The sequence below is a fragment of the Paenibacillus amylolyticus genome (genome assembly GCF_051136285.1).
Classification (GTDB): domain Bacteria; phylum Bacillota; class Bacilli; order Paenibacillales; family Paenibacillaceae; genus Paenibacillus; species Paenibacillus amylolyticus_F.
Window position 1 is genome coordinate 1,889,399 of sequence record NZ_CP194938.1, and the last position, 26,891, is coordinate 1,916,289.

Consider the following 26,891-nt stretch of genomic DNA (forward strand, 5'->3'; position numbering starts at 1 on the left):
TTGTGATATCGTCTGTGTCAATACACCAATGGAAGTTTGATCATAAAGCTGGTACCCTCGCCCTTTTGACTATCTACAGAGATGGTACCCCCATGATTTTTAATGATGCGGTAGCTCACGGAAAGCCCAAGACCGGTTCCGCTCTCTTTCGTTGTAAAGAAAGGATCAAATAAACGTACCAGCGTATTGTGATCCATGCCATGGCCATTATCAGCTATCGTGATTTGTACAAAGTTATTTTCCGTAGCTGTCGTAATCCGAATCATGCCCGTATGCTCTTCCCCAACTTCTTCAATCGCGTCCATTGCATTTTTGACCATATTCAGAATGACCTGTTTAATCTGTTTAACATCGATGGATACATTAAGTGGTGTGTCTTCCACCTCAAGCAGAATCTCGCACCCTTTCATCAGCCCTTCACTTTCCGTCAGCAGAACGACCTCTTTCAGCAAAGACTCTACGGTCATGACCGTTTTCTGCGGAGCTGAAGGTTTGGAGGAATTCAGAAATTCATAAATAATATCGTTCGCCCTGTCAATCTCCGTTAAAATAATTCGTGCATACTCGTCTTTGCCAAGCTGCAGCAGATGGGGTCGGAGCAGCTGAATGAATCCGCGGATCGCCGTCAATGGATTGCGGATTTCATGAGCAATCGATGCAGAGATACGGCCAAGCATAGCCAGTTTATCGTTTTGATAGGCGGTCTGCTCGATCTGCTTATAATCCGAAACATCCTTGACACTAAACAGAAAATCGCCATCCATCTGATCCCCATAGGTGACTGTAACCAGCCAGTGCCGTCCATATTCATCCGTCAATTCATGATAGCGCTTACGATGAAAGATCGTTTCCCGATAAATCCGCAAAATTTTCTTTTTCTTGAATCGACTCATCTGTGCTAGTCGCAGCATCTGCATCAATGTGCAGCCACTTAACAGATCTCTGGGAAGTTCCAACAGTTTAGCCATCTGAACGTTAATAAAGGTCAAGATACCTTGGTTGTCAAACAGCATGATGCCACTATCCATGTGTTCCAACACATTCTCATACTTATTGTGATCCAGATGCACCTGAGGGAGTACATCCGTTGGTCGAGGCACTGTATCCTGAAATTCACTGATCACTTCAGGTTCCTCCTTTTCACGTAAATGATAAACTTTGCCGTTCGGACATCATATCATCACAGAAACAGGAAGGGCCGATTTTGTTGTTGATTACCGGGTCCCTTTCATTAGGGGGCTGAGCCGAAAATATGGATGGCATGTCCGGAACATAAGCTTGGTCTAATCCGGTAAGTAACAGTTGATCCGGAGAAATCATATACGTTTTGTTCCTTTCCAACCTTTTCCAATTCCCAACCAAAAACCTTTTATAACGCTCCGCCTCTTTTGCAAGTCTGTTTTTATCATAGACAAGTTTAGGGAATAGAGTCAATCGGAGAAAGTGTCGAATGGAAATTATTTTGCAAAAATAACAAAAGATCAATCTAAAATACACAAAAAACGAAGCTTCCTCACCCTAAAGGCAAATCAGCTTCGTTTCATATTGCTTTTTCCGATATACGTCTATCCATGTAACATCTCACTGCAATCTATAGCCCAGTCTTGTTATGCTGAATTTTAAGTTTACGTTGACTCATGACGGCAAGGCGACGCTTCAATTCGCTCTCCCATTTCTCATCGTTCATTTCCTTGGCGAGTCGTAGCAGATCCAGTGACATATCAATCTGCCGTTGAACAATCACCATCGCATCTTCACTTTCACGGTTTACGCAATTTTCGAAGATAGCATCCTCGTCCTCTGTCACATAGTCCTGAAAATCAATTTCAGAAGCTCCATCGCCATGCGCATACTCAGCAAGAATCTCGTATTCGTTCTCAACCTTGTAATGCACCTCTACCCGGTGACATACCGGACAGAACAGCAGGGGAACATTATGAACCTGGGTGCGGTAATGCTTCAGCGTGCCCTTCGTTCCCACCATACTTGCCCCACAACAGTAACTCATTTTTGTTCACCCTCCTTATTAGGTGCCGGGATTTTATAAATTAACAACCCGTGCACTTCAAAAACTTCCGAAAGGGAATCGTTCAAACAGTGTATCACATTCATATACAATTATAAATGCGGATTACCGGAAAGAATACCGGGTTTCCATACCCTATTCGCCTTACAAGCCTTCAATTCCTCTTTCATCCTATAAAAAAGAAGATATTCTTCTATTACATTATTAACACGCCTGATAGCTTGTTCAAACACCTTAATGAAGTTAACGTTCTTTTGCAGAAAAATGTTGCAAAAAGCCCTCAATCCCGAGTGGGATGAGGGCTTGAACATCAATCGTTCAAGTAAACCCGGCTTACAGGTTGTTGTCGCCTGGTTTCCAGTTCATTGCACACAATCCGCCGGATTGAAGTGCTTGCAGTACACGAAGTGTTTCTTCAACACTACGGCCTACATCGTTGTGGTTAACCACTTGATATTTCAGTTCGCCTTCTGGATCGATGATGAACAGACCGCGCAATGCTACGCCTTCTTCTTCGATCAGAACGCCGTAATCTTTAGCCACTTGCTTTGTGATATCGGAAGCGAGCGGGAAGTTCAATTGACCGAGGCCATTGCTGTCTTTCGGTGTGTTGATCCATGCTTTGTGGCTGTGTACGGAGTCTACGCTCACGCCAAGAATTTCTGTATCCAAAGCTTTGAATTGCTCGGAAGCGTCGCTCAAAGCTGTAATTTCAGTTGGGCACACAAATGTGAAGTCCAAAGGATAAAAGAAGAATACAAGCCATTTGCCACGGTAATCGGACAGTTTAACGGAACCAAAATCTTGTCCGTCTCCTGATACTGTTTCCATTGCGAAATCTGGTGCTGGTCTACCTACCAAACGTTCTGCCATAACTAAAAATTCCTCCTTTGGGATTATGTAAGCATCCATATGGATTGCTCATCATCAGGATACACGCAAGCGCTTGTCCTGTCATTAATTAACTTGATACTTGTTCTCAAGTACAAATAAAATGTTATCATCCGTACTTCTCAAAGTCAAGATTATAATCGTTATTTTTTTATAATAATTATAAATAAGAAATTTTAGTGCCAAATTCAAGCTCAAAATGATAAAAAAACAGCCTTTGTATTTTCCAATTTAGAAACCAATAGAAAGGTCTACTTTGGGCATCAAAGGGCTGTTTCTTATACGAATCACAGGATTCATTCTGTGATATGTTCATGTGTGAACAGGTGATTAGTCTAATACTGAAACTTAGGCTTTTTTCTGAATAGCTGCGACAATCAGGTCGCCCATTTCGGTTGTGCTGATCGCTTTGCTCTTATCAACAGCGATGTCACTTGTACGGTGGCCCGAATTCAGCACGTTCGCTACTGCCTCTTCAATCGCATCTGCACCTTCAGCATATCCAAACGTTGTACGGAACATCAATGCCAGTGACAGGATGGTTGCAATCGGGTTAGCCAGTCCTTGACCTGCAATATCCGGAGCAGAGCCGTGTACCGGTTCGTAAAGGCCAAAGCTTCCTTCTCCCAATGATGCAGAAGCGAGCATGCCAATGGAACCTGTCAGCATTGCCGCTTCATCACTCAGAATATCACCAAACATATTTTCTGTTACGATGACGTCAAAGCTTGCTGGACGACGCAGCAACTGCATCGCGCAATTGTCTACAAGCACGTGCTCCAGCTCAACATCAGGATAATCCGGTGCTACCCGGTTAACGACTTCACGCCAGAGACGGGACGTTTCGAGCACGTTTGCTTTATCGACCGAAGCCAACTTTTTGCGGCGGCCCTGAGCGATCTCGAACGCTTGACGCACGATACGTTCTACTTCCGATACATTGTAAGCACAAGTGTCTACTGCCTCTTCACCTTGTGCACTTTCACGTCTGAATTTTTCTCCAAAATAAATTCCGCCCGTCAGTTCACGAACAACCATCAGGTCTGTACCTTCCAGCACTTCCGGTTTCAGTGTGGATGCGTCTTTCAGACAGTCAAACACGACAGCTGGACGCAGGTTAGAGAACAACCCGAGCGCTTTACGAATGCCGAGCAGTCCTGTTTCAGGACGTAATTCCTTGCTGTTATTGTCCCACTTTGGACCACCTACTGCTCCGAGTAACACGGCATCTGCATTTTTACATACAGTCAGTGTTTCTTCTGGAAGAGGGGTGCCTTTCTCATCAATGGCAATACCACCAAACAGTGCATGTTCAGTTTCAAAGCGATAACCGAACACTTCCTCCGTACGCTTCAGAACTTTCTCTGCCTCGGCCACAACTTCAGGACCAATTCCGTCACCTGCGATTACTGCAATTTTTTTCACGTCTGCCATAGGTTGTCCACTCCCTCATCTTCATTCAACATCGTCTCATAAATAACTCTCTTCTTTGTATCATATTCTACGGTCATTTGACCAAGATATACAATCTATGACTTTAATAGTTTTTACCTATAAGCAGAAAATTACAGACATTCAAGCTAGAAGACAGCTCACAGCCATCCAAGTTGTTCGTCAGTGCAGGGTAAGGTAAAATATACCTGAAATCAAATTAGATATGTTGGAGGGATGTTCGCCATGCAATATTCGTATTTAGGAAAATCAGGTCTTAAAGTCAGCCGGATCTGTCTTGGTACGATGAATTTTGGACCGGCCACTGACGAGAAAGAAGCTTTCCGCATTATGGACGCAGCACTGGATGCAGGCGTGAACTTTTTTGATACCGCTAACATTTATGGCTGGGGTGAAAATTCCGGTCTGACAGAAGAAATCATTGGACGCTGGTTCAAACAAGGCGGTGGTCGGCGCGAAAAAGTCGTGCTTGCTACGAAGGTCTATGGTTCCATGCATGATGAAACAGACGGCCCCAACAACGAGGCAGGTCTATCCGCATATAAAATCAGACGTCACCTTGAAGGTTCACTACAACGTCTGCAAACCGATCATGTTGAACTGTACCAGATGCATCATGTTGACCCGGTCATCACATGGGATGAGCTGTGGGGCGCATTCGAACATGCAGTATATCAGGGTAAAATCGGTTATGTCGGCTCAAGCAATTTTGCTGCTTGGCAAATTGCCCTTGCCCAGAGCGAGGCGAAAAACCGTCACTTCCTCGGTCTTGTATCCGAACAGCATAAATACAGCCTGAACTGCCGTCTGCCCGAGCTGGAGGTATTACCAGCAGCTAAGGCACTCGGACTCGGCGTCATTCCATGGAGTCCGCTGGATGGCGGTTTGCTTGGACGTAACGCATTGCAGAAACTGGAAGGAACCCGCAGTGGAGGCATTGCTGAACGAATTGAGAAACATGAGACACAGCTTGAAGATTTTGCTGCGCTTTGCCGTGATCTTGGTGAGCCACAGGATACGGTCGCACTTGCCTGGGTAGCTGCTAATCCGGCTGTAACTGCACCAATCATCGGTCCGCGTACCCTGGAGCAATTCGAAACCGCATTGAAATGTCTTGATCTGGTACTGGACGAGTCTACGCTCAAACGTTTGGATGAAATCTTCCCTGGTCCTGGTGGACATGCTCCTAATGCATACGCGTGGTAAATGAACTAGAAAAAGTCTGACTCCTGCTGAACTATTCGTGTAGTATAGACCACTTACATCGTCTCTACTACACGGGCAGTTCATTTTCATAGGGGTCAGACCTTTTAGGTTACTCGGCTTTTATTATATTGGCCTGGTCAGCATGAATGAGAATTGTGCACCAAGAATGAAGTCTCTTCTACAAATTGACGTTCACCCGGTTGGTGTATGTTTTGCGTTTCTCAAGCAATTGATTCAAGCCGTCTACATACGCACGAGCACTAGCACCAAGAATATCTGTGCTTACGCCGCGTCCTTGAACAGAAACTTGATTCTGGGTAAGGACAACATGTACTTCACCAAGCGCATCTTTACCATGTGTTACCGATTTGATGGAATAGTCGGATAGCGTAACTTCTTCTCGGCTCACTTGGTCAATAGCGTTATAGATGGCATCCACCGAACCATTACCCTCAGCCTGCTTCTCTACAGTCTCACCATCCAACGTTGCAATGCGAACCTTCGCCGTAGGCACGGATTCATCACCGTACGTAACAAAGATCGATTCCAGTTTGTACACTTCAGGTGCATCCTGTAATTTCTCTTCGATCACAGCAAGCAGATCATCATCAGTAACCTCTTTTTTCTTGTCTGCCAGATCTTTAAACTGTGCAAAAGCACGGTTCAACGCCTCTTCATCCAGCTCATATCCAAGGTCAATCAGACGTTCACGGAATGCATGACGTCCAGAGTGTTTACCAAGCACCAGCTTGCTTTCTTTGAGACCGATCGTTTCTGGTGTCATGATCTCGTAAGTTGTTTTTTCCTTCAACATGCCATCCTGGTGAATACCCGATTCATGAGCAAAGGCATTTGCACCAACAATCGCTTTGTTCCCCGGGACAACCATACCGGTCAAACGGCTAACCAAACGGCTGGTACGTGCAATTTCGGACAATTGGAGCGTTGTTTTCGCCTGGAAAAATTCCTGACGTGTTTCCAGCGCCATTGCGATTTCTTCAATCGCTGTGTTGCCTGCACGTTCTCCAATTCCGTTGATTGTTCCTTCAATCTGATCGGCCCCGTTCAAAATGGCTGCAAGCGTATTGGCTGTTGCCATACCCAGATCGTTGTGACAGTGGGCGCTCAGCTGAACTTTATCGATGTTATGAACATTTTCTTTCAGATGTTTGAAAATATTACCGTATTCGTATGGACTCAGGTAACCAACTGTATCCGGAATATTAACAACAGAAGCGCCTTCTTCCACTGCCATATTCACCATTTCCACGAGGAAATCATACTCGGTACGACCGGCATCTTCCAGAGAAAACTCAATTTTCGAAAATGTCTTTTTTGCATAACGGATCGCAGAACGTGCAGTATCCAACACTTGTCCTTTATCCATGCGCAGCTTGTGCTGGCGATGAATCGGTGAAGTAGCCAGAAATACGTGAATACACGGGTCTTCTGCACCTTTCAGAGCTTCCTTAACCGCATCAATATCCTGCTCTCTGGAGCGGGACAAACCAATCACTGTAACGTTTTTAACCGCTTTCGCTACGGCGTTGACTGCAGCGAGGTCACCTGGAGATGCCGCCGGGAACCCTGCCTCCATCCGGTCAATGCCAAGCCGCTCCAGTTGATGCGCAATCTCCACCTTTTCGCGAGTGTTCAGATTGACTCCTGGAGACTGTTCTCCATCACGCAACGTTGTGTCAAATACATAGATTTTACGCACGCTTCGCACCACCTGTTTCATTATAGATTCCTGCAAACCAGAATAGCGGCTCACGCATAAGCACGGCCGCTATTACCAGATTACACAGTAAGTTGCTTCAATCTTTTGAAATGCTTGTTCAACAAGTTAACAAAAATTGTTGCTTACTTTTTGATCCAGTGCATCATTTCACGCAATTGTCCGCCAACCACTTCGATTGGGTGTTCAGCTTCATTACGGCGTGTTGCAGTCAAGAATGCACGGCCGGATTGATTTTCCAAGATGAAGTCACGTGCGAATTTACCTTGTTGGATATCCGTCAGTACTTCTTTCATTGCTTTCTTCGTATCTTCAGTTACCACGCGCGGTCCAGTTACATAGTCACCGTACTCGGCTGTGTTACTGATCGAATCACGCATACTTGCCAGTCCGCCTTCATACATCATGTCAACGATCAGTTTCAATTCATGCAGACACTCGAAGTATGCCATTTCTGGAGCATAACCTGCTTCTGTCAACGTTTCGAATCCAGCTTTAACGAGGGCACTTACACCACCGCACAGAACCGCTTGCTCACCGAACAAGTCTGTTTCTGTTTCTTCACGGAAGGATGTTTCGATAACTCCTGCGCGAGTACAACCGATACCTTTAGCGTAAGCCAAGCCGATTTCTTTTGCTTTGCCTGTTGCATCCTGCTCGATTGCGATCAGACCAGGAACACCAAATCCTTCCACATAGGTACGACGTACCATGTGACCTGGGGACTTAGGAGCTACCAGCAATACATCGCTGTTTTTTGGAGCAACGATTTGACCGAAATGAACGTTGAAACCGTGAGAGAAGAGCAATGCCGCACCTTGTTTCAGGTTTGGTTCGATTTCATTTTTGTATACAGAAGCTTGTGTTTCGTCCGGCAGCAAGATTTGAACAACATCTGCACGGCTAGTTGCTTCAGCCGGAGACAATACTTCAAATCCATCATTTTTAGCAGCGTCAAAAGATTTACCTTCACGAAGTCCGATGACTACGTTCAATCCGCTATCACGCAGGTTTTGTGCCTGAGCATGACCTTGGCTACCATATCCGATCACCGCGATCGTTTTTCCTTTCAATACGCTAAGCTCTGCATCCTGTTCATAATAAGTAGTTACTGGCATGTTATAAGTCCTCCTTTGTATTGTAAAGAACCCTTCATTAATGAGCGGGTGTCTCAATGGATCGGTAATTTTCACATCTTGGTAAAATTGCCTGATCAATGCTAATCCCGTTGCTGCATATCATCCGATCCGTTCAGACACCCGCTCGTTAATGCGGGGGTGTGGCTCCCTTTTCAAGCGTTACATCACTAAAATGTTAGTTTACAGCAGTTATGGGACTGACACATTTCGATCAGATAGCGGTTATACACTCTACGCTAACTGTGCATTTTCACAAGTATATCATTGTGTTCATGTATGCATCAGCCCATCCTGATTATATTATACCTCTATACGTTGCCTCGTACCAATGCCGTTACACCCGTACGGGACAATTCACGAATGCCATATGGCTTGAGCAGTTCGATCATTGCATCAATTTTATCTGTATCACCGACTGCCTGTACCATCAGACTTGCTGGGCCTACATCGACAACCGATGCGCGGAATGTTTCCACCACACCCAAAATTTCCGGACGCTCGGAAGGCTCTGCCTTCACCTTGATCAGCGCGAGTTCACGAGCAACCATCGGTTTCAAGCTAAAGTCAACCACTTTGATAACATCAATAATTTTATACAGCTGTTTCTCAATTTGCTCAATTGTTTTGTCGTCACCAATCGTAACAATGACCATCCGGGAAAGTCCGGGCTCTTCGGATTGACCTACAGTAATACTCTCAATGTTATACCCACGTCGACCAAACAATCCGGATACACGCTGAAGGACACCTGGCTGGTCATTAACCAATATCGAAATCGTATGTCTTATCATTCTTCAGCATCTCCCATCAGCATTTGATCGATTGTTGCTCCTTGCGGAACCATCGGATATACATTTTCTTCCTTCCGTACAACGAATTCTACGACGACAGGCCCTGGTGTATCCAAAGCTTCTTGCCAAGCACGCTCAGCTTCTTCTTTGTTCGTAGCACGCAGTCCTTTAACTCCGTATGCTTCAGCCAACTTCACAAAATCAGGGCTTCCTGCCAAATCAATGTGACTGTAACGATTCTCGTAAATCAGTTCCTGCCACTGACGAACCATACCAAGCACTTCATTGTTAATAATTACAATTTTAACTGGAATGTTGTTGATCGCACAGATGGCAAGTTCCTGAGAACACATCTGCATCCCGCCATCTCCGTTGATGGAAATTACCAGTCGATCCGGATTAGCCATTTGTGCACCGATGGCAGAAGGAAATCCAAAGCCCATTGTCCCGAGTCCACCTGAAGTAACCCAAGAGCGTGGTTGATTGAATTTGTAGTATTGAGCTGCCCACATTTGATGTTGTCCAACATCTGTTGTTACGATCGCTTCCCCTTTGGTTGTATCGTTCAACATTTCAATAACCCACTGCGGTTTCAATACTTCATCTGAATCCGTGTAACTATATGGTTTCTCTTGTTTCCATTGCTTAATCTGATCTCGCCATGCGTCTGCACGCTCAGCACGCTGAACTTCTTTGTTAGCAATTTCCAGTACCGTCTTCACATCGCCCACAATTGGAATATCCGTTGCAATATTTTTACCAATCTCCGCAGGATCAATATCGATGTGCACAATTTTGGCATGTGGCGCAAAACCATCCAGCTTACCAGTAACCCGGTCATCGAAGCGTGCTCCAATGTTAATCAGAAGATCGGATTGTTGAATCGCCAGATTCGAAGTGTACGTTCCGTGCATTCCTGGCATCCCTGTCCAAAGTTCATGACCACTAGGGAAAGCACCGAGTCCAAGGAGAGTTGTCGTGATTGGAATGCCTGTCTTCTCAACAAACTCGAAAAGTGCCTCGTGTCCACCGGAATATACCACGCCTCCACCTGCAATGATCATTGGCCGTTCCGCTTCCTGAATTGCCTGCGCCAAGCGATCTACTTGTAATTTATTCGGCACCGTGCGTGGATTGTACCCTCTCAATATAACAGGTTCAGTGCTCGGTTCAAACAATGTTTTGTTCGCCGATACATCTTTTGGAATATCGATCAGTACAGGTCCTTTACGCCCGGTATTGGCGATATGAAATGCCTCATGAATGATACCTGCCAGGTCTTTTACATCCTTTACCAGATAACTGTGTTTGGTAATCGGCATTGTAATTCCGGTGATATCCGCTTCCTGGAAAGCATCTGAGCCAATCAAACTGGAATTGACATTACCCGTAATGACAACCAAAGGTACAGAATCCATATATGCCGTTGCAATTCCTGTAACAAGGTTCGTTGCACCTGGACCAGAGGTCGCAATGCACACGCCTACTTTGCCACTGGCTCTTGCATAACCGTCAGCCGCGTGAATGGCACCTTGTTCGTGACGAGTCAGAACGTGTTTGAAATCCTCAAAGCCATACATCGCATCGTAAATGTACAATACCGCGCCGCCCGGATAACCGAAGACACAATCCACACCTTCAAGCAGCAAACTTCTTAGCAAAATCTCGGAACCGCTAATGACCTCCGGCTTCATCCATCTTTCACGTAATTCATCTGTCGATCGTACTTCTGGAATTTGAGCTCCCATTAGTCATCCTCCTCTCGAAATTCACACCATTCTGACATAAAAAGTTACAAAAAAAACCTTCCATCCCTGCAAACAAGTTCATGCTTGCGAGGGACGAAAGGTTATCGCTTCCGTGGTACCACCCAACTTTGTCCGAAATTTCGCAATAACGGACCTTACCAGGTATAACAAAACGATGTTCAAACGAACAAAGTCGTCTCCCATACCTGTTGTCTGTAACGCAGACTTACGATTCCCCCTAATACGCGTTGGATTTGACGATCCAGTGCTTTTCAGGAAAACAGCTCCGAGGTGAGCTCGTATATAAGGGGTAATGGTGGTGGTTTCAGCAAATCCATCCACTCTCTGAGCAAAAGAGCCCTTAAAACTTCGTCCTCTTCATAGCCGATCAAATATTCTCGTTAAATGTTAGGAACATTATATGATTCCTCCAAGCGATAAGTCAATACCTGTTTTTGATAAAAATATGCAGACCTCTTTTCACACCTGCCCCCACTCTATGATTTCCCCAATGCCTGACCTTCATGCAGTCACCTTTTATCTGGCCTCAGGCATAAGATATACAGGCCGAAAAAGTGGCCTTGAAAGGAGGCTCCGCATGATCATTCGTCAGCGTTCATCCAAACTGGATGACGGCGCAATAATGAAGCTGATTGACACACAGCTTGTTCCTTTATCACATATGAGCGAGAAGGAAATCCATAAAATACGCAAAGAAATACCCCTGCGAATGAACAGGGGCATGACCTTTGTAATCTCGCCGGAGCCGAATAAAGCTGCTGTTGCATTCATTCATTTTCTCATGCACGGAGAATTACTATACGTGGATATGATGGCCGTAAGTCCGAAAGAGCAGCGCAAACGTTACGGACATACTTTACTGGATAAAGCAGAGAATTTTGCACGATCTCGTGGCTGTAGAAAATCCAAAGTCATGGTAGATGAAGGCAATACAAAAGGAACTCAATTTTATCAAAAAAATGGATATCAAATGCTGAGATATATTATGATAAGCCGTTGTTATGAAATGGAAAAGAGACTTTAATCTCTCCTAGAAAAGTCCTGGTGGTCTCGGTCCAGGACCATAAGGACCATATCCTGGGCCAGGGCCGTATCCCGGTCCCGGTCCATAACCAGAGCCATACCCGTGGCAACATTCTTGTTTCGGACCTGGGCCATACCCCGGACCAAAACCCGGGCCAGAACCATAAGCGTAAGGCAACGTTGCAATGGCGAGCAGATCAAATAATACCAAAGGCAAAATAGCTTTGGTACGCACTTTTTTCCCACCTGAACGCTTGAGAACGAGTTTATTGCCTGAAACTTTTAACAGCTTCCCTGTAACCCGAGTACCGTCTTTTTTGACCGCTACAATATTTTTGCCTATAAGTTTCATCGCTTCAGTACGCGTAACATGTTTTCTCATACTATCCCTCCTCCTCGGATCATTCAAAACAGTGTATTCGTCCATCACCAGATTCGCCTGTTTCTTTGTCCCTACCGAGAAAGTTGGGTACTTTCAAAAGGATTGCACAAAAAAAGATCCGCTTGGTTGCGGATCTTTTTTTATAAACATCTGTGACACTAATGAAATGGTGTCTTTGTAATTATCTTTTACCCGGATCATATGGTTCACCCAGCGCAGACGGAGCCGAAGAACGCCCAACCGCAGCCACAAGAACGATGATCGTGAGCAGATAAGGCAACATGAAAATAATTTCCTGGGGAATACTTTGCGACCATTCAAACAACTGCACATAGTTACGGATCGCTTGAGAAAACCCGAAGAATACAGCTGCACCAAAGGCACCAATTGGATTCCATTTACCAAAGATCATTGCTGCAATCGCAATATAACCTTGGCCAGAAACAGTATTATGTGAGAATGTGCCTGTTGTTGTCAGTGTAATCGCCGCTCCACCAATAGCTGCAAGAGCACCACTGATCATAACAGCAATGTAACGATAACGACGCACTTTGATACCAACCGTATCGGCAGCACTTGGATGTTCACCTACAGAACGCAGACGAAGTCCAAATGGCGTCTTGAACATGATGTAATATGTCACGAACACAAACAAAATCGCCAAGTAAGTCGTTGGATACACATTTTTGAAGAACGCCTCTCCCAGCAATGGAATGTCTTCAAGAAATGGAACATTGAATTTACTGAATCCTTGAACCAAAGGTGAATCACCTGAACCCTCAAATAACAGTTTGACCAAGTACAGCGTACTTCCTGCTGCCAAAAAGTTGATCACGATACCGCTAATAATTTGGTCAGCTTTGAACGTAATGGAAGCCACTGCGTGAATAAGCGAAACAAGTACGCCAAGCACGATGGCAAGCAGTACACCCATCCAAGCGGAAGTTGTTCCGCCCATACCCGCTTCTTGAGCATAGTGAGCACCAATACCCGCTGCAAAGGCACCAAATACCATAAAACCTTCAAGTCCGAGGTTCGTTACCCCGGATTTTTCCGAGAAAATCCCGCCGAGGGAAGCAAAAATCAATGCCGTAGCAAAGACAAGCGTCGTGTTGATAATTTGCCCGATTGTCAAGAAGTCCATCTACAACACCTTCTCTTTCTTGCGCTTGGAATAGAACGGTTTAAGTACCCAGCGCACGATGCCTTGTGCGGCAATAAAGAAGATAATCGAACCGATGACAATCCGAATAATCTCAGGTGGTACATCCGCAGCAAAGCTCATACCTGCAGAACCGTAAGTGAGCGTACCAAAGAGCAATGCACCCAGAAGTACTCCAAACGGATGATTCAAACCAATCAGAGCTACCGCAATACCGTCAAAACCAGTACCTGGCGAACCAGACATTACCGTCTGATACTGGAACACCCCAAGAACCTGGAACGCTCCGCCAAGCCCTGCAAGCATACCACTGATAAACATCGCTTTTACGATATTCCGGTTAACATGCATCCCCGCATACTCCGCTGCATTCGGGTTATAACCAACGGCACGGATTTCAAAACCCTGTTTTGTTTTCCACATGTAGATATAAAAGAGTACTGCCATTACAAGAGCAATCAACGTACCCATATGAACACGTGAGTTACCCATCAACTCAGAAAGCCAAGTCAGACTGATGGAAGCTGACTCGCTAATATTTACAGAGCGGTTCTCTCCTTGCAACAGCAAGAATTGACGAACAACCAAATTGGCCAAATACAGACCAATCCAATTCAGCATAATACTGCTAATTACTTCGTTAACCCCACGGGCTGCTTTCAGGTAACCAGCAATCGCGGCCCAGAGCCCGCCAAATACAGCACCTGCAATCAGCGCCAGTGGTGCGTGAATATAAATAGGCAGACCTGCGAACTTTACACCAACGAAGGTGGCCGCTGTCATACCTACGAGAAACTGTCCTTCGCCCCCGATATTGAACAAACCGGCACGGGCAGCAAAAGCGAAGGCTAGTCCCGTCATGATGAGCGGAGTCATTTCCCTTACAGCTTCACCGAAGTTGTACATGTCGCCAAATACTTTTTTGAACAAAGCACCATAAGCTTCAAACGGGTTGTATCCACCAATCATCATCACAATCCCGCCGAGAATAAGCCCCATTACAATTGCCACAACAGGCAAAATAAATGAATCTCGGGTAAACCATTTTAATACCTTATTCATGCGCAGTACCTCTCTTTTGGGTGCTGCCCGCCATCATCAAGCCGAGCTCCCTGTCATTGGTTTCTTCCGGCAGCACCTCGCCAACGATCTGTCCTTCATAGATAACCGCGATGCGATCCGAGACGTTCATGATCTCATCGAGTTCAAACGAAATGAGCAGAACGGCTTTGCCTTGGTCACGCTGAGCGATCAACTGCTTTTGTACAAACTCGATAGCACCTACGTCCAAACCACGTGTTGGCTGGGCGGCAATCAGCAATTCAGGGTTTTTATCAACCTCACGGGCAATAATGGCCTTCTGCTGATTTCCTCCGGACAGAGAACGTGCTTTTGTCTCGATGCTCGGTGTGCGCACATCAAATGCTTCAACAAGCCGCTTAGCCTGTTTTTTGATCGCGTCAAAGTTCAAGAAACCTTTCCGTGTGTAGGGTTCCTTGTAATACGATTCCAGAACGATATTTTCGCTCACTGAGAAATCCAGTACAAGTCCATGCTTATGTCTATCCTCTGGAATATGAGCAACGCCTGATTCCGAGATATGACGAGGGGAATGATTAGAGAGCTCTTTTCCTTCCAGACGGATCGACCCACTATCCACTTTGCGCAGACCTGTGAGGGCTTCAATCAATTCACTTTGCCCATTCCCATCAACTCCGGCAATACCAACAATTTCTCCGGCACGTACATTGAGATTCAATTCGTTCAGAACCGCGATACCATCTTTGTTTTTAGCTGTCAGTTTGCTGACCTCAAGGACGTTAGCTCCAGGCGTAGCAGGCTTCTTGTCTACTTTGAACGTAACGTTGCGACCAACCATTTTTTCTGCCAGCTCATTCGGGTTCGTTTCCGATGTTTTGACCGAGTCAATAACTTTACCACGACGAATAATGGTTACCGTATCCGAAATTTCCATGATTTCTTTCAACTTGTGTGTAATCAGGATGATTGACTTGCCTTCTGCAACAAGCTTTTTCATGATAATCATTAACTCTTTGATCTCTTGCGGCGTAAGCACTGCTGTAGGTTCATCAAAGATCAAAATGTCTGCACCGCGATACAATGTTTTTACAATCTCAACACGTTGTTGCATACCGACAGAAATATCATGAATTTTGGCGTGAGGATTGACCTTAAGTCCATATTGCTCGGACAAACGCTGTACTTCTGCAGCGGCTTTTTTATAGTTAATATTGAGACCCTTCATAGGCTCGGATCCCAAAATAATGTTCTCTGTTACCGTGAACGGCTGCACAAGCTTAAAGTGCTGATGCACCATACCGATGCCAAGATCAATTGCCCGGTTCGGGCTGTCGATGATGACAGGTTTGCCATTCACTTCAATGGAACCTTCATCCGGCTGATAGAGACCAAAAACAATGTTCATCAATGTTGACTTACCAGCGCCGTTTTCGCCCAGTAGAGCATGGATCTCGCCTTTCTGGAGCTGAAGGCTGATGGCGTCGTTGGCAACAATGCCTGGGAAACGCTTCGTTATTTGTTTCAACTCAACGACGGGGGTTGCTGCACCCATGTAATCACCCTTATAACTGATATAGTGTGTTCCGCAAACGAAAGAAAAGCTCCTACCCGGAGCATTGTTACAGTTGTTAGCTTGTACAAATGTTATTATGGCTTGATCAAATGTTCCTGTCTTTACAATCACAAGGCCGGTCAAGACCGGCCCCAGTGATTATGATACAGCGAATATCAAAATGGCTACTTATTCGTATTACTCAGTAGGTACTTTGATCTCGCCGCTGATGATTTTTTCTTTGTATTCGTCAACTTTAGCCAGAACATCTGGTTTTACATTTTTACTGGAAGTGTCTGCAATACCTACGCCGTTTTCTTTCAGCGTCAGATTCTCAGATCCACCAGCAAATTTACCATCAACGACTTCTTTATTTACGCGTTTAACCGCTTCGTCTACTTTTTTGATCATGGAAGTCAGTGTAATTTCATCGCCAAATTCCAAAGATTGGTCTTTGTCTACACCGATTACCCATACCTCTTGACCTTGCTTCTTACGAGCACTTGCTTCGTTGAACACACCATTACCTGTCGCACCAGAAGCGTGGAAAATAATGTCTACGCCTTTGTTGTAAAGTGTAGCTGCAGCTGCTTTACCCAGATCAGGCTTGTCAAAAGCACCTGTGTAGTTTGAAATGAATTCAGCTTTAGGGTTTACTGCTTTAACCCCTTCTCTGAAACCAACTTCAAACTTTTTGATCAGCGGGCTGTCCATACCACCTACGAAACCAACTTTGTTTGTTTTTGTTGACAGACCAGCAACGACACCAACCAAGAAAGATCCTTCTTCTTCAGCGAATGTTACGGATTTCACGTTAGGTGCATCGACTACGCTGTCGATGATCGCCAGTTTAGCATCAGGGTTTTGCCCAGCTACCGTTTTGATCGCATCAGCCAATTGGAAACCGATACCCCAAGTCAGACTGTATCCACCTTTAACGAATTCGTTCAGGTTTGGAATATATTCTTCATCGGATTTACTTTGCAGGTATTTAACTTTAGCACCTGTTTCAGTTTCAGTTGCTTGAAGAGCTTCCCAAGCGGATTGGTTAAAGGATTTGTCGTTAACGCCGCCTACGTCAGTAACCATACCGATTTGAACATCGGATTTAGCTTCAGTCGCAGCACCACCGTTGTTTCCTCCGGCATTAGACTCTTCTTTCGGTTTGCTACCGCATCCTGCGAGCATAACCGATACTGCCAGCAACATCACTAGAGACAGGCTGAGCATTTTTTTCATTTCTCTTTTTCCCCCTTAATAATATGTCCCTTTCAAATCTTGTCTGCATTGCACGGATCAACTGGAAGGAAGAGCAGATTATAAGCGAAATGTTTCGTTAATGGCTCAATAAAAGCGCATTCCTATACATGCAACTTCTGCTCAACTGTCGAAAAACCGAACATTACGACCCGAAAAGAAAAATCTAGGACTAGGCTACTAGAGGTGATTATACAATCAACCAGTGTTAAAATCCAGATGTATAATCACCAAAGTTCACTTATTTTTGTACTTTTTTTACTGAAAGCGCTTAATAATTTAACGTTTTAACACACTAACGTTATAGCAATGTGATGTTGCGTAACATAATTATTACACCGCTTTCGAAAATCAAGCAAAAAACTCCATTGTGTTTGTACTTTTTCACCGATCGTGTTTTATGTAATGTCATGTTGCGTTATTCACCCACGGCGCTCGCAGTTTGCTATCACTTCCAGCTTTTGCGATATGTTTAGGTTGTTCTTCCTATGCCATTCTTATTCCCTAGCCGTAAAAAAAGCCGCCGTAGTACGGCGGCTTACATAATACAGATTTAAGCGTTGATTTTGCCTTTAGCTACAGTAGCCAAAGAGTTGAACGCATTGATGTCGTTAACGGCCAGATCAGCCAACATTTTGCGGTTCATATCTACTCCAGCAAGTTTCAATCCGTGGATCAGTTTGTTGTAAGACAAACCATTCATACGTGCTGCAGCATTGATACGAACGATCCACAGTCTGCGGAAGTTACGTTTCGTGTTGCGACGGTCACGGTATGCGTATACCAAGGATTTCATTACTTGCTCATTAGCTGTTTTAAAGATACGGTGTTTGGAACCGAAATAACCTCTTGCCAGTTTCAAAACCTTTTTATGACGACGACGTACTACAAAACCGCCTTTTACTCTTGCCATATTAAAGAACCTCCCAAATAAATATAAATGTATCCGTGGTATGTGTAAGGCCGAAGCCAATCCCCCATACGGAATCTACTTTTTTTGATTTAACCTTTCAGGTTAGCCAAGCCTTGTTTCAAACGTCTAACATCTCCGGCAGCCATAACTGGGTTACCGTTCAGGACGCGCTTCGCACGTTTGGATTTGTGAGAAAGCAAGTGATTTTTGTGAGCTTTGTAACGAAGGACTTTACCGGAACCGGTAATTTTGAAGCGTCCTTTCAAACTGCTGTGTGTTTTCATTTTAGGCATGTTGTGTTTCCTCCTCCAATGTTATCAGGCTTTAGGAGCCAAAATCATGATCATACTGCGGCCTTCCAGTTTTGGTTGACGTTCAACGGTACAAAGTTCTGCAACTTCCACCTTAACGCGTTCCAAAATCCGTTGACCAATAGAAGCGTGTGCAATCTCACGTCCACGATAACGAACGGAGCATTTCACTTTGTCGCCTTCTTTCAAAAACTTAACTACATTACGAAGCTTCGTTTGATAATCGTGCTCCTCAATATTGGAACGGAACCATACTTCTTTAATATCAACAATTTTCTGGTTCTTACGGGCTTCTTTGTCTTTCTTTTGTTGCTCATAGCGGAATTTGCCATAGTCCATGATGCGGCACACCGGCGGTTTAGCCTGTGGGGCCACATTAACCAGGTCCAAGTTCAGGTCAATTGCCATTTGAAGTGCTTCACGAATGGGAGTAATCCCGATTTGTTCTCCTTCAGCTCCTACAAGGCGTACTTCTTTCGCCCGAATCTCGTCATTAATCATGTGATCTTTACTAATAACCGTCCACCTCCAGGTCATTTTGAATATCCAGTTACACAAAAATAAAAGGGATGCCGGTCAAGCTACCGACATCCCTGTAATCAACACAATCCTTCATGAGTATACACTTCATAAATTATTGGGATCGTTGACCAGCCAACTTATGTTGGTCAGGTGAGAAGTCGGACTTCTGCTTGTGATTCCATTTTGCTATTTGTTTAACGTTTGTTTAACGCACTTAAATACTATAGCATCGATTATACATCATTGTCAACACATACAACACATTTTTTTTGAAAGCAGCGTGACAATCGCATAGCAGTGCGTCATTTCTCGAATTAATCTTTGCAAAAGTTATCCTTGTTTGCTTTGCACCTCATCCAGACGGACAACCCGTGTATGCTGAGTGTGGCTCCACTGTTTGTTGTTCTGTGTGAAGAACGCATAGAACGTAATTGGATACCAGGACAACAGATAGATCGGGAACAGGATTAAATAGAGATAAACTTTGGCAAAAGTAACTTTCTCCAGAGCCATGGATAACAAGAACGTCAGCACGTTCATACCAACGGCCACGAATCCAACCCATAACGGGAAGTATCCATAGATGTTAGCGATATGCGGACCATCCAAAACATATATATCGACTGACATTACAGCCGTCAACAGGAAGGTAAGCAGCACCACGTACACATTGGCACCATACACAGCCAGATCAAACTTAACCAGACTTCTTTCCTTGATTGACTGCCACAATAACGGGAAGAAATATCTTCTAGCTACCGTAAAGTGACCTTGCATCCAGCGTAGACGCTGTCTGGCAGAAGCCTTAAATGTCAATGGTTTCTCATCAAATACTTTGGCGTCGTAGTTAAACACCGGATACACATTACGTTGTACACTGCGCATGGTAAACTCCAGATCTTCTACCAGGCTTGTTGCTCCCCAGCCAATCTCTTTAAGCAAATTGGTCTCGAAGCACATACCAGTACCACCGAGGAAGTTGGCCATGTTCAGGTTGTGACGAGACAGCTGCCACAAACGGTTGATGTACCAGTACGACACACCATAAGCAGCTGTAATCCATGAATCTTCAGGGTTCTTCGTATCAATGTACCCTTGAATAACACGTGCTCCATTGCACAAATCATTGTTCATTTCACGCAAAAAGTTCTGTTCCACCAGATTATCAGCGTCAAACATAACCACCGCATCATACTGGCGCGGTAAATCCCAAAGGTATTTAAGCATCCATTCAATGGCATACCCTTTACCTCTCAAGTCCGGATTCGTACGGACACATGCATTCCAGCCATGCTCACGAACGATATCTGCTGTACTGTCGGTGCAGTTGTCACAGATGACAAATACATCATACAGATCTCTCGGGTAATCAAGTTCCTTCAGATTGTCCATCAGCGCACCGATTACTTGTTCTTCATTGTGTGCCGCAACAAGCACGGCAAATGATTTTGTAGCAGGATAATTTTTCTTTTTCTTTTTCTTATACAGACCGAACAGCGAAAACGTGAATTGGTACACGGCCAGCAGTGCCAAAATGACCTGTAGCGTGACAAATATAGCGTCCAACATCGTTCTCTGTTACCCCCTTTTTATAAAACCCAGATTACTTTAGTATTTCTCTTCCTGATTCTGCATTTTATTTTTTTGTAATTGCAGAATATGACCCTGTGCTTTTGTGTAATACGTCAATCATTCAGACAATGTTTCAAATCATGGCTGCGGCCAGTTGGCTGCTTTATCGATTCTGTATTCTTTTCAGCAATTTGTCAAAACCCCAATTCTACTGTCTGAAGCAGAAATGTGAACTTTAAACGCTGAATAGAGACTCAGTGATACCACAACCTTGCATTCATGCCTGTTATATCTTATTTTCAGCCGTTTTCTTGATTTTTATTTCTAAAGTCCCTTCTTTTTTCTGAGGCCTACTGCAGATGAAGCATACCTCTACATTATATAACGTAAATAGGCACCAAAAAGTTTAATATAAAACTCACATTTTTTTACCTCATTTCAGCCACATTGAATCATTGTATCTTTTTTATCTGAATCAAGTCAAAAAAAAGCATTGGTTCTCCACCCACTCTTTTACATGAATTTTACGTTCTTTACATGTCTTCTTCTTGAAAAGGACAACATTTAAAAATATGATAAACATATCCCTGAAATAACCTCATGACCTTAAAATACGGTTATATACTAATCAGGTGGAAACCGGATACGGGTAACATCCCGAAAATTACTGCCGCCCTCGGGGCGGCCTGACTGGCAGGAGGCCAATATGAGCCGTTTTTTCTTAAAGTTTCAAGAGTATGATCGCAATGTGTTTATGTGGATTAACGGCCGGCTTCATAATCGATTTATGAACTTCTGGCTGTACTATTTCACGCATCTCGGTGGAGCAACTTCTTCAATAGCTGTATCTTTACTGATCTGGTTACTAGCCCCGGCTCCATGGAGCACGACTGGACTGCAGGCCTGTATCGCGCTGGCAGTAAGTCACATCCCTGTAGCCATTGCCAAAAAATTGTATCCTCGCATCCGGCCCTATCTGGCCTTGCCTGATACAATAACGTTCCGTAATCCTCTGTCGGATCATTCATTCCCGTCGGGGCATACGACCGCTATTTTTTCGGTCACAGTACCCTTCATGGCTACTGAGCCGTTTCTATTGCTAACATTGCTGCCTGTGGCTCTTATTGTCGGATTCTCTCGAATCTATCTGGGGTTACACTATCCTTCCGATGTTTTGGCAGGAGCCACAATCGGTACTTTAGTCGCACTTGCTACAGTTGCATTCTGGACTTAAAGCCGATAATGTTAGACTCAGGAAAACCTAGCAGGAACAGGTGAATGAAGCGTGGAGAAAAAAAGAATTTTACTATTATCTGAGGGTTTTGGTGCAGGCCACACCCAAGCCGCTTATGCATTATCAAGCCATTTACGAAAGCTGTCGCCTAGTATCCAGACTAAAGTACTTGAGCTGGGGAGCTTTCTTAATCCCAAAGTAGCACCACTTATTCTTAATGCGTACAAAAAAACGGTGACCAATCAGCCGAAACTCGTTGGATACATGTACAAACAACAATATAAAAAACCATTGAATCGTCTGACGACCCTTGCATTGCACAAATTGTTCTATACGCATACCCGCAGCGTCGTTCGTCAGTTGCATCCCAATGCTATTGTCTGCACCCACCCCATTCCAAGTGCTGTGATATCGCGGTTAAAACGGCTGGGCACTAAGGTTCCGCTATGTAACGTTTTAACCGATTACGATGCACACGGTACATGGATTAGTCCTGAAGTTGACTTGTACCTCGTTTCCTCGGACGAAGTAAAGTCCAAATTGATGCATCGAGGTGTATCCGTAGATAAAATTAAAGTGACAGGCATACCGGTTCACCCTAACTTCTGGGAGCACCCTGGGCACGATGAGGTTCGCACGCGATTTAATCTGAAAAATATGCCTACTGTACTTGTAATGGGTGGTGGCTGGGGCATGCTCAGTGATAAGGTTGTGCATCAGCTGTTGGCACGCTGGCATGAAGATATCCAGATCATCTTCTGCCTTGGACGGAATGACAAAATACGAATCAGCATGGAACAGGATCCACTATTCCAACAAAAAAACATTCATATCATCGGATACACAAATGAAGTTGACAAATTAATGGAAGTCTCTGATCTGCTGATTACCAAACCAGGCGGGATGACTTGCAGTGAAGGTTTAGCCAAAGGCATACCGATGCTGTTTCATAATCCTATCCCGGGTCAGGAAGAAGAGAATGTACATTACTTCACAGCCAGAGGATTAGGGGAAAGAATTACCTCACTTGATGTCGTTGTAAACTGGCTGAATAAACTTCTTCATCATTATCCTGATGTGGTGGAGAAGCGGAAAAGACATCTGCTCGAAATCGCAAAAGTGCATCCCATGGAAAGCGCCCAGTGTATCATGAATTTGTTACAGGATATGCACCCTTCATCTTCAGAAGAAACACCTGTATAACTTAAAGATCTGAACATTTCGCTCTCATAACTCTTTTAGCTAATGAAAAAGGTACCTTCGAAATCGAAGGCACCTTTTTTCTGTTTCTTAAGCCTGCATATTAACCACGCTGCCTATTGTATACCTGCAGATTTCAGATACTCCTGCCATTGCTTGGTATACTCAGACTGGATCTTCTCAAGACCTGCTTGTTTTGCCTTTTCCATAAAGGTGTTCAGACCCCCTTCTACATCGGCAACAAGGCCTACATTAAGCGGATACAAGTATTGTTTCTCAACTTGCTCCAGAGCCGCTTTCTCCGCCTGATAAGGAGTCCAATCTTCGGCAAAACCAGTGAAAATATCTGGCTTCTTGATTTTATCAAGCTCTTTGAACATCGTCAGCACTTCATCAAAGCTCTTATCATACAGCATAAACTCAGGATTACGCCATGCCCAACCATTCATGCCTTCACGAGGGAAGCCATTGCTTTGCGCATCCCCGATCATATGGTAATACCCATCTTTCACTTCAAAGTTTTTACCTTCCACACCATACTCGGTCAACCAGTTATAACGTTTGTCGGTCACAAGTTTCTCGTAGAACGCCAGTGCTCTTTCTGGATTTTTGCTGCTGCGCGGAATGGCAAAACCATTATGGATCGGATGAACCGGCTGTGCAAACCCTTTCGCATTCGGATACGGGAAATAACCCAGCTTCCAATCCGGGTGAGTGGACTGGACTTTGATAACATCAGAATTAAATTTGTTCGGATTCTCTCCTGCGAGAATAACAGCCGCTTTACCATTTTGCAGCAGGGAATTGGATGTATCCTTAACGTTCAGCACGTTTTTCGGGAAAAAGCCTTTATCCATCCAGCGTTTGTATGTTTTCAGATCCTGCAGATGCTGTGGTGAACCCCAATAAGAGGTCACTGTAGATGGTGTATCATACATAATATCCAGACCATATGGAAGCTGACCTGCTGTATTTACCAGCTTGGACGTTAATTGACGAACTCCGTGCGTGTGGTTAGCATTGCTGTCTGCAATTGGAATCATGCCCGGTTCGTTTGCTTTGATGCCGTCCAGGTATGCTTCCAGCGTTTCCAGCGATTCTGGCTTAGGCAGATTATACTTCTCACGCAAGTCTTCGCGGTACGCAATGCCCTCGGTTACATATTCAACCCATGTGGATGGGACTGTGTAGATTTTGTCATTAATCTTAACCGCATTCCACATATCATCCGGAACATGAGATTTCAGCTTCGGTGTCTTCGCCAAAAGTTCATCCAGTGGCAGGAAAGCACCTTTCTTCGCATAGGACTGGTAATTCGTCCAGTCAGCAGTAAAGATCAGGTCGATCGGCTGTCCAGAAGACAGCAGCAGTTTATATTTTTGATCCCAGTCCGTCCAGGAAGTGAAATTGAATTTTACAGTAGCGTTCAAATCTGCCTCAGCCAGCTTGTTAATTTCGGCTTCGATGACAGGCAGGTCTTTGGGAGCATCTCCGAGCATGTAAAATTGCAGGGTCACTTTCTCGCTTTTATTATCGGATGAACCTCCCTTAGTACTACCTTGCGCATTTCCTCCAGAACCGCCGTTACAGGCAGCAAGCACTCCAGCAAACAACATCAGGGCCAGTACCATAGACAGATGACGAATCCTTTTATTACGCATATGCATCCTCCCTTTTTGTGTTAAACCTTATATATGTTAGCGCAGCCCCGCTATGCATCAGACCCTCGATAATTCTTGACAGCCTGACGTCCCCAGCGTGTATACGTTCTAACCTTTCACCGCACCAATCGTGAGTCCTTTGACAAAATAACGCTGTACAAACGGATACAGGAACAAGATCGGGCCAGTAACGATAATGGCCATTGCCATCTTAGTCGACTCTGTTGGAACGTCCTGGCTAAGCGTAACGCCCGTACCAATCGCCATCTGGTCAATAAAAGTAATCGTATTCATCGTGTTGTAGAGATAAAACTGCAGCTGGTACATATCCGGGTTGTTGATAAACAAAGAGGATGTAAACCAGTCATTCCAGTACCCCAGGGCAAGAAACAGTCCAACGGTTGCAATGCCTGGCATCGCCAGTTTTAACACAATACTGAAATAGATCCGAAAATCGTGGGCGCCATCAATCTTCGCCGATTCAATCAGTTCATCCGGCACAGCCGAGCGAATAAAGTTTTTCATCAGAATGATCAGAAAAGGTGTCATCAGGCCCGGAAAGATCAGTACGGTGTACGTGTCCGTCAGGTTGAAGTAGTTCGCCAGCATAATGTACCAAGGCACAAGCCCCCCGCCAAACAGTGTTGTAAAGTAGATGAAAAAGGAGAACGTGTTCCGATATTTAAAATCTTTGCGCTGAAGTACAAATCCAGCCATGGTGATAAAAAACAAACCTAGTGTCGTGCCGACTACAGTTGTAAACACGGTTACCCCATAGGCTTTAAGTACCTGGGTTGGGAATTTGAATACCATCTTGTAGCCTTCCAAAGAGAAGTGCGTAGGAAAGAGATGATAACCATCCCTGACAATGGATTCGTTGCTGCTGAATGAACCCGACAAAATAAGCAGGAATGGCAACAGGCACATTAATGACAAAATAATGATGACACTATAAGCGATCAACTGAAACGCCAGATTGAATTCCGAATCTTTGGCACGGGTTCGGGTTCGTATCCGTTTTTGAATCTGCATTGGTGTGCTCATGAATGTTCTCCCTTCTGCCCTGTGGGCTTGCTTGATCTAAAACAAAGCATAGTCTTCATTAATTTTACGGATGATATAGTTGACCGTCATAATCAGGATGAAACCGAATAATGACTGGTATAAACCTGCTGCTGTTGCCATACCGATATCGAAGGTGACCTTCAAGGAACGGTACACATACGTATCAATGATATCGGTTGCGTTGTACAACACGCCGTTATTTCCGATTAATTGATAGAACAGATCGAATTGTCCTTTCATAATGCTGCCAAGTGAAAATAACAGGAGAATCACAAATGTCGGTTTCAGCATCGGCACCGTAATGTACCAGATTCGCTGGAAGATATTCGCCCCGTCAATGCGAGCTGCTTCATAATACTCGTCACTTATTCCCGTTATCGCTGCCAGATAGATGACCATGCTGTACCCGAGATTTTTCCACAGATAAAAAATAATAATCAGAAACACCCAGATCCATGGGGTGTTGTAGATATCAACTGGCCCGGCCTCAAAACGTTTGAGTACGGTGTTTACAAACCCGGATTCATAGTTGAACATATTGTAAGCGATTACACTTAATAGAACAAAAGAGATAAAGTACGGCAGGAACATGACGGACTGGGTAATTTTTTTGAACAACTTGCCCCGGATTTCGCTGAGCAGGATCGCACAGAAGATTGCCAGACCATTCCCTAATATAATGAAAGCCAGATTGTAACCTACAGTGTTTGTGGTCAGTTTCAGAAGCATTCCCGATTGCCAGAGGAATTTGAAGTTTTCCAGTCCGACAAATGGACTTCCAAATAACCCTCCTGCAAAATCATAACTGGTGAATGCGTAGTAAATACCAACCATCGGAAAATACGAGTTAATGAGAAAAAAGATCAGCGTGGGCAGCAGCATCAGAAACATAATTTTGTTTTTGTTCAATTCTTTGAGCATGGCTCGATCCCTCCCAAATTGTAGCGGTGATGCTTGATATGATGCATTGGTTAATCTCTAAAT

At 44.5% G+C, this 26,891-nt stretch carries 24 protein-coding genes; 4 read left to right on the forward strand and 20 right to left on the reverse strand.

Annotated features, from left to right (window positions below; genetic code table 11):
* Positions 1-17: 17 nt before the first annotated feature.
* From ACR8BL_RS08105 to leuB, 4 genes are all read right to left on the reverse strand, one after another.
* On the reverse strand, positions 18-1,124 hold the full coding sequence (locus tag ACR8BL_RS08105; protein ID WP_434752131.1) for an ATP-binding protein: 1,107 nt from the start codon (positions 1,122-1,124) through the stop codon (positions 18-20).
* Between the two features lie 467 nt (positions 1,125-1,591).
* Positions 1,592-2,008: a hypothetical protein gene (locus ACR8BL_RS08110; RefSeq protein WP_434752132.1), complete on the reverse strand. Its 417-nt coding sequence runs from the start codon at positions 2,006-2,008 to the stop codon at positions 1,592-1,594.
* A gap of 351 nt (positions 2,009-2,359) precedes the next feature.
* Complete coding sequence (locus ACR8BL_RS08115; RefSeq protein WP_183521295.1) at positions 2,360-2,899, reverse strand: peroxiredoxin; 540 nt, start codon at positions 2,897-2,899, stop codon at positions 2,360-2,362.
* 366 nt (positions 2,900-3,265) lie between these two features.
* Complete coding sequence (gene leuB / locus ACR8BL_RS08120; RefSeq protein WP_434756640.1) at positions 3,266-4,351, reverse strand: 3-isopropylmalate dehydrogenase; 1,086 nt, start codon at positions 4,349-4,351, stop codon at positions 3,266-3,268.
* Positions 4,352-4,594: 243 nt separating this feature from the next.
* On the opposite strand from leuB, the gene ACR8BL_RS08125 reads away from it, so the two are divergent.
* On the forward strand, positions 4,595-5,575 hold the full coding sequence (locus tag ACR8BL_RS08125; RefSeq protein WP_434752133.1) for an aldo/keto reductase: 981 nt from the start codon (positions 4,595-4,597) through the stop codon (positions 5,573-5,575).
* A gap of 178 nt (positions 5,576-5,753) precedes the next feature.
* Here the strand turns inward: ACR8BL_RS08125 and ACR8BL_RS08130 are convergent, their stop codons facing one another.
* From ACR8BL_RS08130 to ilvB, 4 genes are all read right to left on the reverse strand, one after another.
* Positions 5,754-7,295 (reverse strand): 2-isopropylmalate synthase, encoded by a 1,542-nt coding sequence (locus ACR8BL_RS08130; protein ID WP_434752134.1) that lies wholly within the window; start codon positions 7,293-7,295, stop codon positions 5,754-5,756.
* Positions 7,296-7,438: 143 nt separating this feature from the next.
* Entirely contained in the window at positions 7,439-8,431 is a 993-nt protein-coding gene (ilvC, locus tag ACR8BL_RS08135; protein ID WP_434752135.1) for a ketol-acid reductoisomerase, read from the reverse strand.
* Between the two features lie 329 nt (positions 8,432-8,760).
* Positions 8,761-9,243 (reverse strand): acetolactate synthase small subunit, encoded by a 483-nt coding sequence (gene ilvN / locus ACR8BL_RS08140; protein WP_123065083.1) that lies wholly within the window; start codon positions 9,241-9,243, stop codon positions 8,761-8,763.
* Positions 9,240-10,991, reverse strand: a complete 1,752-nt coding sequence (ilvB, locus tag ACR8BL_RS08145; RefSeq protein ID WP_434752136.1) for a biosynthetic-type acetolactate synthase large subunit — start codon at positions 10,989-10,991, stop codon at positions 9,240-9,242. Before ilvB ends, ilvN begins: the two co-directional genes overlap by 4 nt.
* A 601-nt stretch (positions 10,992-11,592) precedes the next feature.
* Between ilvB and ACR8BL_RS08150 the strand changes: the two genes are divergently transcribed.
* Positions 11,593-12,036: a GNAT family N-acetyltransferase gene (locus ACR8BL_RS08150; protein ID WP_434753052.1), complete on the forward strand. Its 444-nt coding sequence runs from the start codon at positions 11,593-11,595 to the stop codon at positions 12,034-12,036.
* Between the two features lie 6 nt (positions 12,037-12,042).
* Here the strand turns inward: ACR8BL_RS08150 and ACR8BL_RS08155 are convergent, their stop codons facing one another.
* The 9 genes from ACR8BL_RS08155 to ACR8BL_RS08195 all read right to left on the reverse strand — a co-directional run bounded on the left by ACR8BL_RS08155 (position 12,043) and on the right by ACR8BL_RS08195 (position 20,744).
* Positions 12,043-12,417 carry a hypothetical protein gene (locus ACR8BL_RS08155; RefSeq protein ID WP_434752137.1) on the reverse strand — a complete coding sequence of 125 codons (375 nt, stop codon included), beginning with the start codon at positions 12,415-12,417 and terminating at the stop codon, positions 12,043-12,045.
* Between the two features lie 181 nt (positions 12,418-12,598).
* Positions 12,599-13,561 carry an ABC transporter permease gene (locus ACR8BL_RS08160; RefSeq protein ID WP_434752138.1) on the reverse strand — a complete coding sequence of 321 codons (963 nt, stop codon included), beginning with the start codon at positions 13,559-13,561 and terminating at the stop codon, positions 12,599-12,601.
* A complete protein-coding gene (locus ACR8BL_RS08165) occupies positions 13,562-14,641 on the reverse strand; it encodes an ABC transporter permease (RefSeq protein ID WP_434752139.1) in 1,080 nt (359 codons plus the stop codon).
* Positions 14,634-16,172 (reverse strand): ABC transporter ATP-binding protein, encoded by a 1,539-nt coding sequence (locus ACR8BL_RS08170; RefSeq protein WP_434752140.1) that lies wholly within the window; start codon positions 16,170-16,172, stop codon positions 14,634-14,636. Before ACR8BL_RS08170 ends, ACR8BL_RS08165 begins: the two co-directional genes overlap by 8 nt.
* A gap of 198 nt (positions 16,173-16,370) precedes the next feature.
* Positions 16,371-17,411 carry a BMP family lipoprotein gene (locus tag ACR8BL_RS08175; RefSeq protein ID WP_434752141.1) on the reverse strand — a complete coding sequence of 347 codons (1,041 nt, stop codon included), beginning with the start codon at positions 17,409-17,411 and terminating at the stop codon, positions 16,371-16,373.
* A 571-nt stretch (positions 17,412-17,982) separates the two neighbouring features.
* Positions 17,983-18,342, reverse strand: a complete 360-nt coding sequence (rplT, locus tag ACR8BL_RS08180) for a 50S ribosomal protein L20 (RefSeq protein WP_017689664.1) — start codon at positions 18,340-18,342, stop codon at positions 17,983-17,985.
* Between the two features lie 89 nt (positions 18,343-18,431).
* Positions 18,432-18,635: a 50S ribosomal protein L35 gene (rpmI, locus tag ACR8BL_RS08185; RefSeq protein WP_017689665.1), complete on the reverse strand. Its 204-nt coding sequence runs from the start codon at positions 18,633-18,635 to the stop codon at positions 18,432-18,434.
* 24 nt (positions 18,636-18,659) lie between these two features.
* Positions 18,660-19,154, reverse strand: a complete 495-nt coding sequence (infC, locus tag ACR8BL_RS08190; protein ID WP_434753053.1) for a translation initiation factor IF-3 — start codon at positions 19,152-19,154, stop codon at positions 18,660-18,662.
* A 351-nt stretch (positions 19,155-19,505) separates the two neighbouring features.
* Entirely contained in the window at positions 19,506-20,744 is a 1,239-nt protein-coding gene (locus ACR8BL_RS08195) for a glycosyltransferase family 2 protein (protein ID WP_434752142.1), read from the reverse strand.
* A 709-nt stretch (positions 20,745-21,453) separates the two neighbouring features.
* Between ACR8BL_RS08195 and ACR8BL_RS08200 the strand changes: the two genes are divergently transcribed.
* Complete coding sequence (locus ACR8BL_RS08200; protein ID WP_434752143.1) at positions 21,454-21,981, forward strand: phosphatase PAP2 family protein; 528 nt, start codon at positions 21,454-21,456, stop codon at positions 21,979-21,981.
* 51 nt (positions 21,982-22,032) lie between these two features.
* A complete protein-coding gene (locus ACR8BL_RS08205; RefSeq protein WP_434752144.1) occupies positions 22,033-23,184 on the forward strand; it encodes an MGDG synthase family glycosyltransferase in 1,152 nt (383 codons plus the stop codon).
* Between the two features lie 113 nt (positions 23,185-23,297).
* Here ACR8BL_RS08205 and ACR8BL_RS08210 read toward each other — a convergent pair whose 3' ends face one another.
* The 3 genes from ACR8BL_RS08210 to ACR8BL_RS08220 all read right to left on the reverse strand — a co-directional run bounded on the left by ACR8BL_RS08210 (position 23,298) and on the right by ACR8BL_RS08220 (position 26,828).
* On the reverse strand, positions 23,298-24,848 hold the full coding sequence (locus tag ACR8BL_RS08210) for an ABC transporter substrate-binding protein (protein WP_434752145.1): 1,551 nt from the start codon (positions 24,846-24,848) through the stop codon (positions 23,298-23,300).
* 102 nt (positions 24,849-24,950) lie between these two features.
* Positions 24,951-25,886 (reverse strand): carbohydrate ABC transporter permease, encoded by a 936-nt coding sequence (locus tag ACR8BL_RS08215; RefSeq protein ID WP_434752146.1) that lies wholly within the window; start codon positions 25,884-25,886, stop codon positions 24,951-24,953.
* Positions 25,887-25,922: 36 nt separating this feature from the next.
* Positions 25,923-26,828 carry an ABC transporter permease gene (locus ACR8BL_RS08220; RefSeq protein WP_434752147.1) on the reverse strand — a complete coding sequence of 302 codons (906 nt, stop codon included), beginning with the start codon at positions 26,826-26,828 and terminating at the stop codon, positions 25,923-25,925.
* Positions 26,829-26,891: the final 63 nt, after the last annotated feature.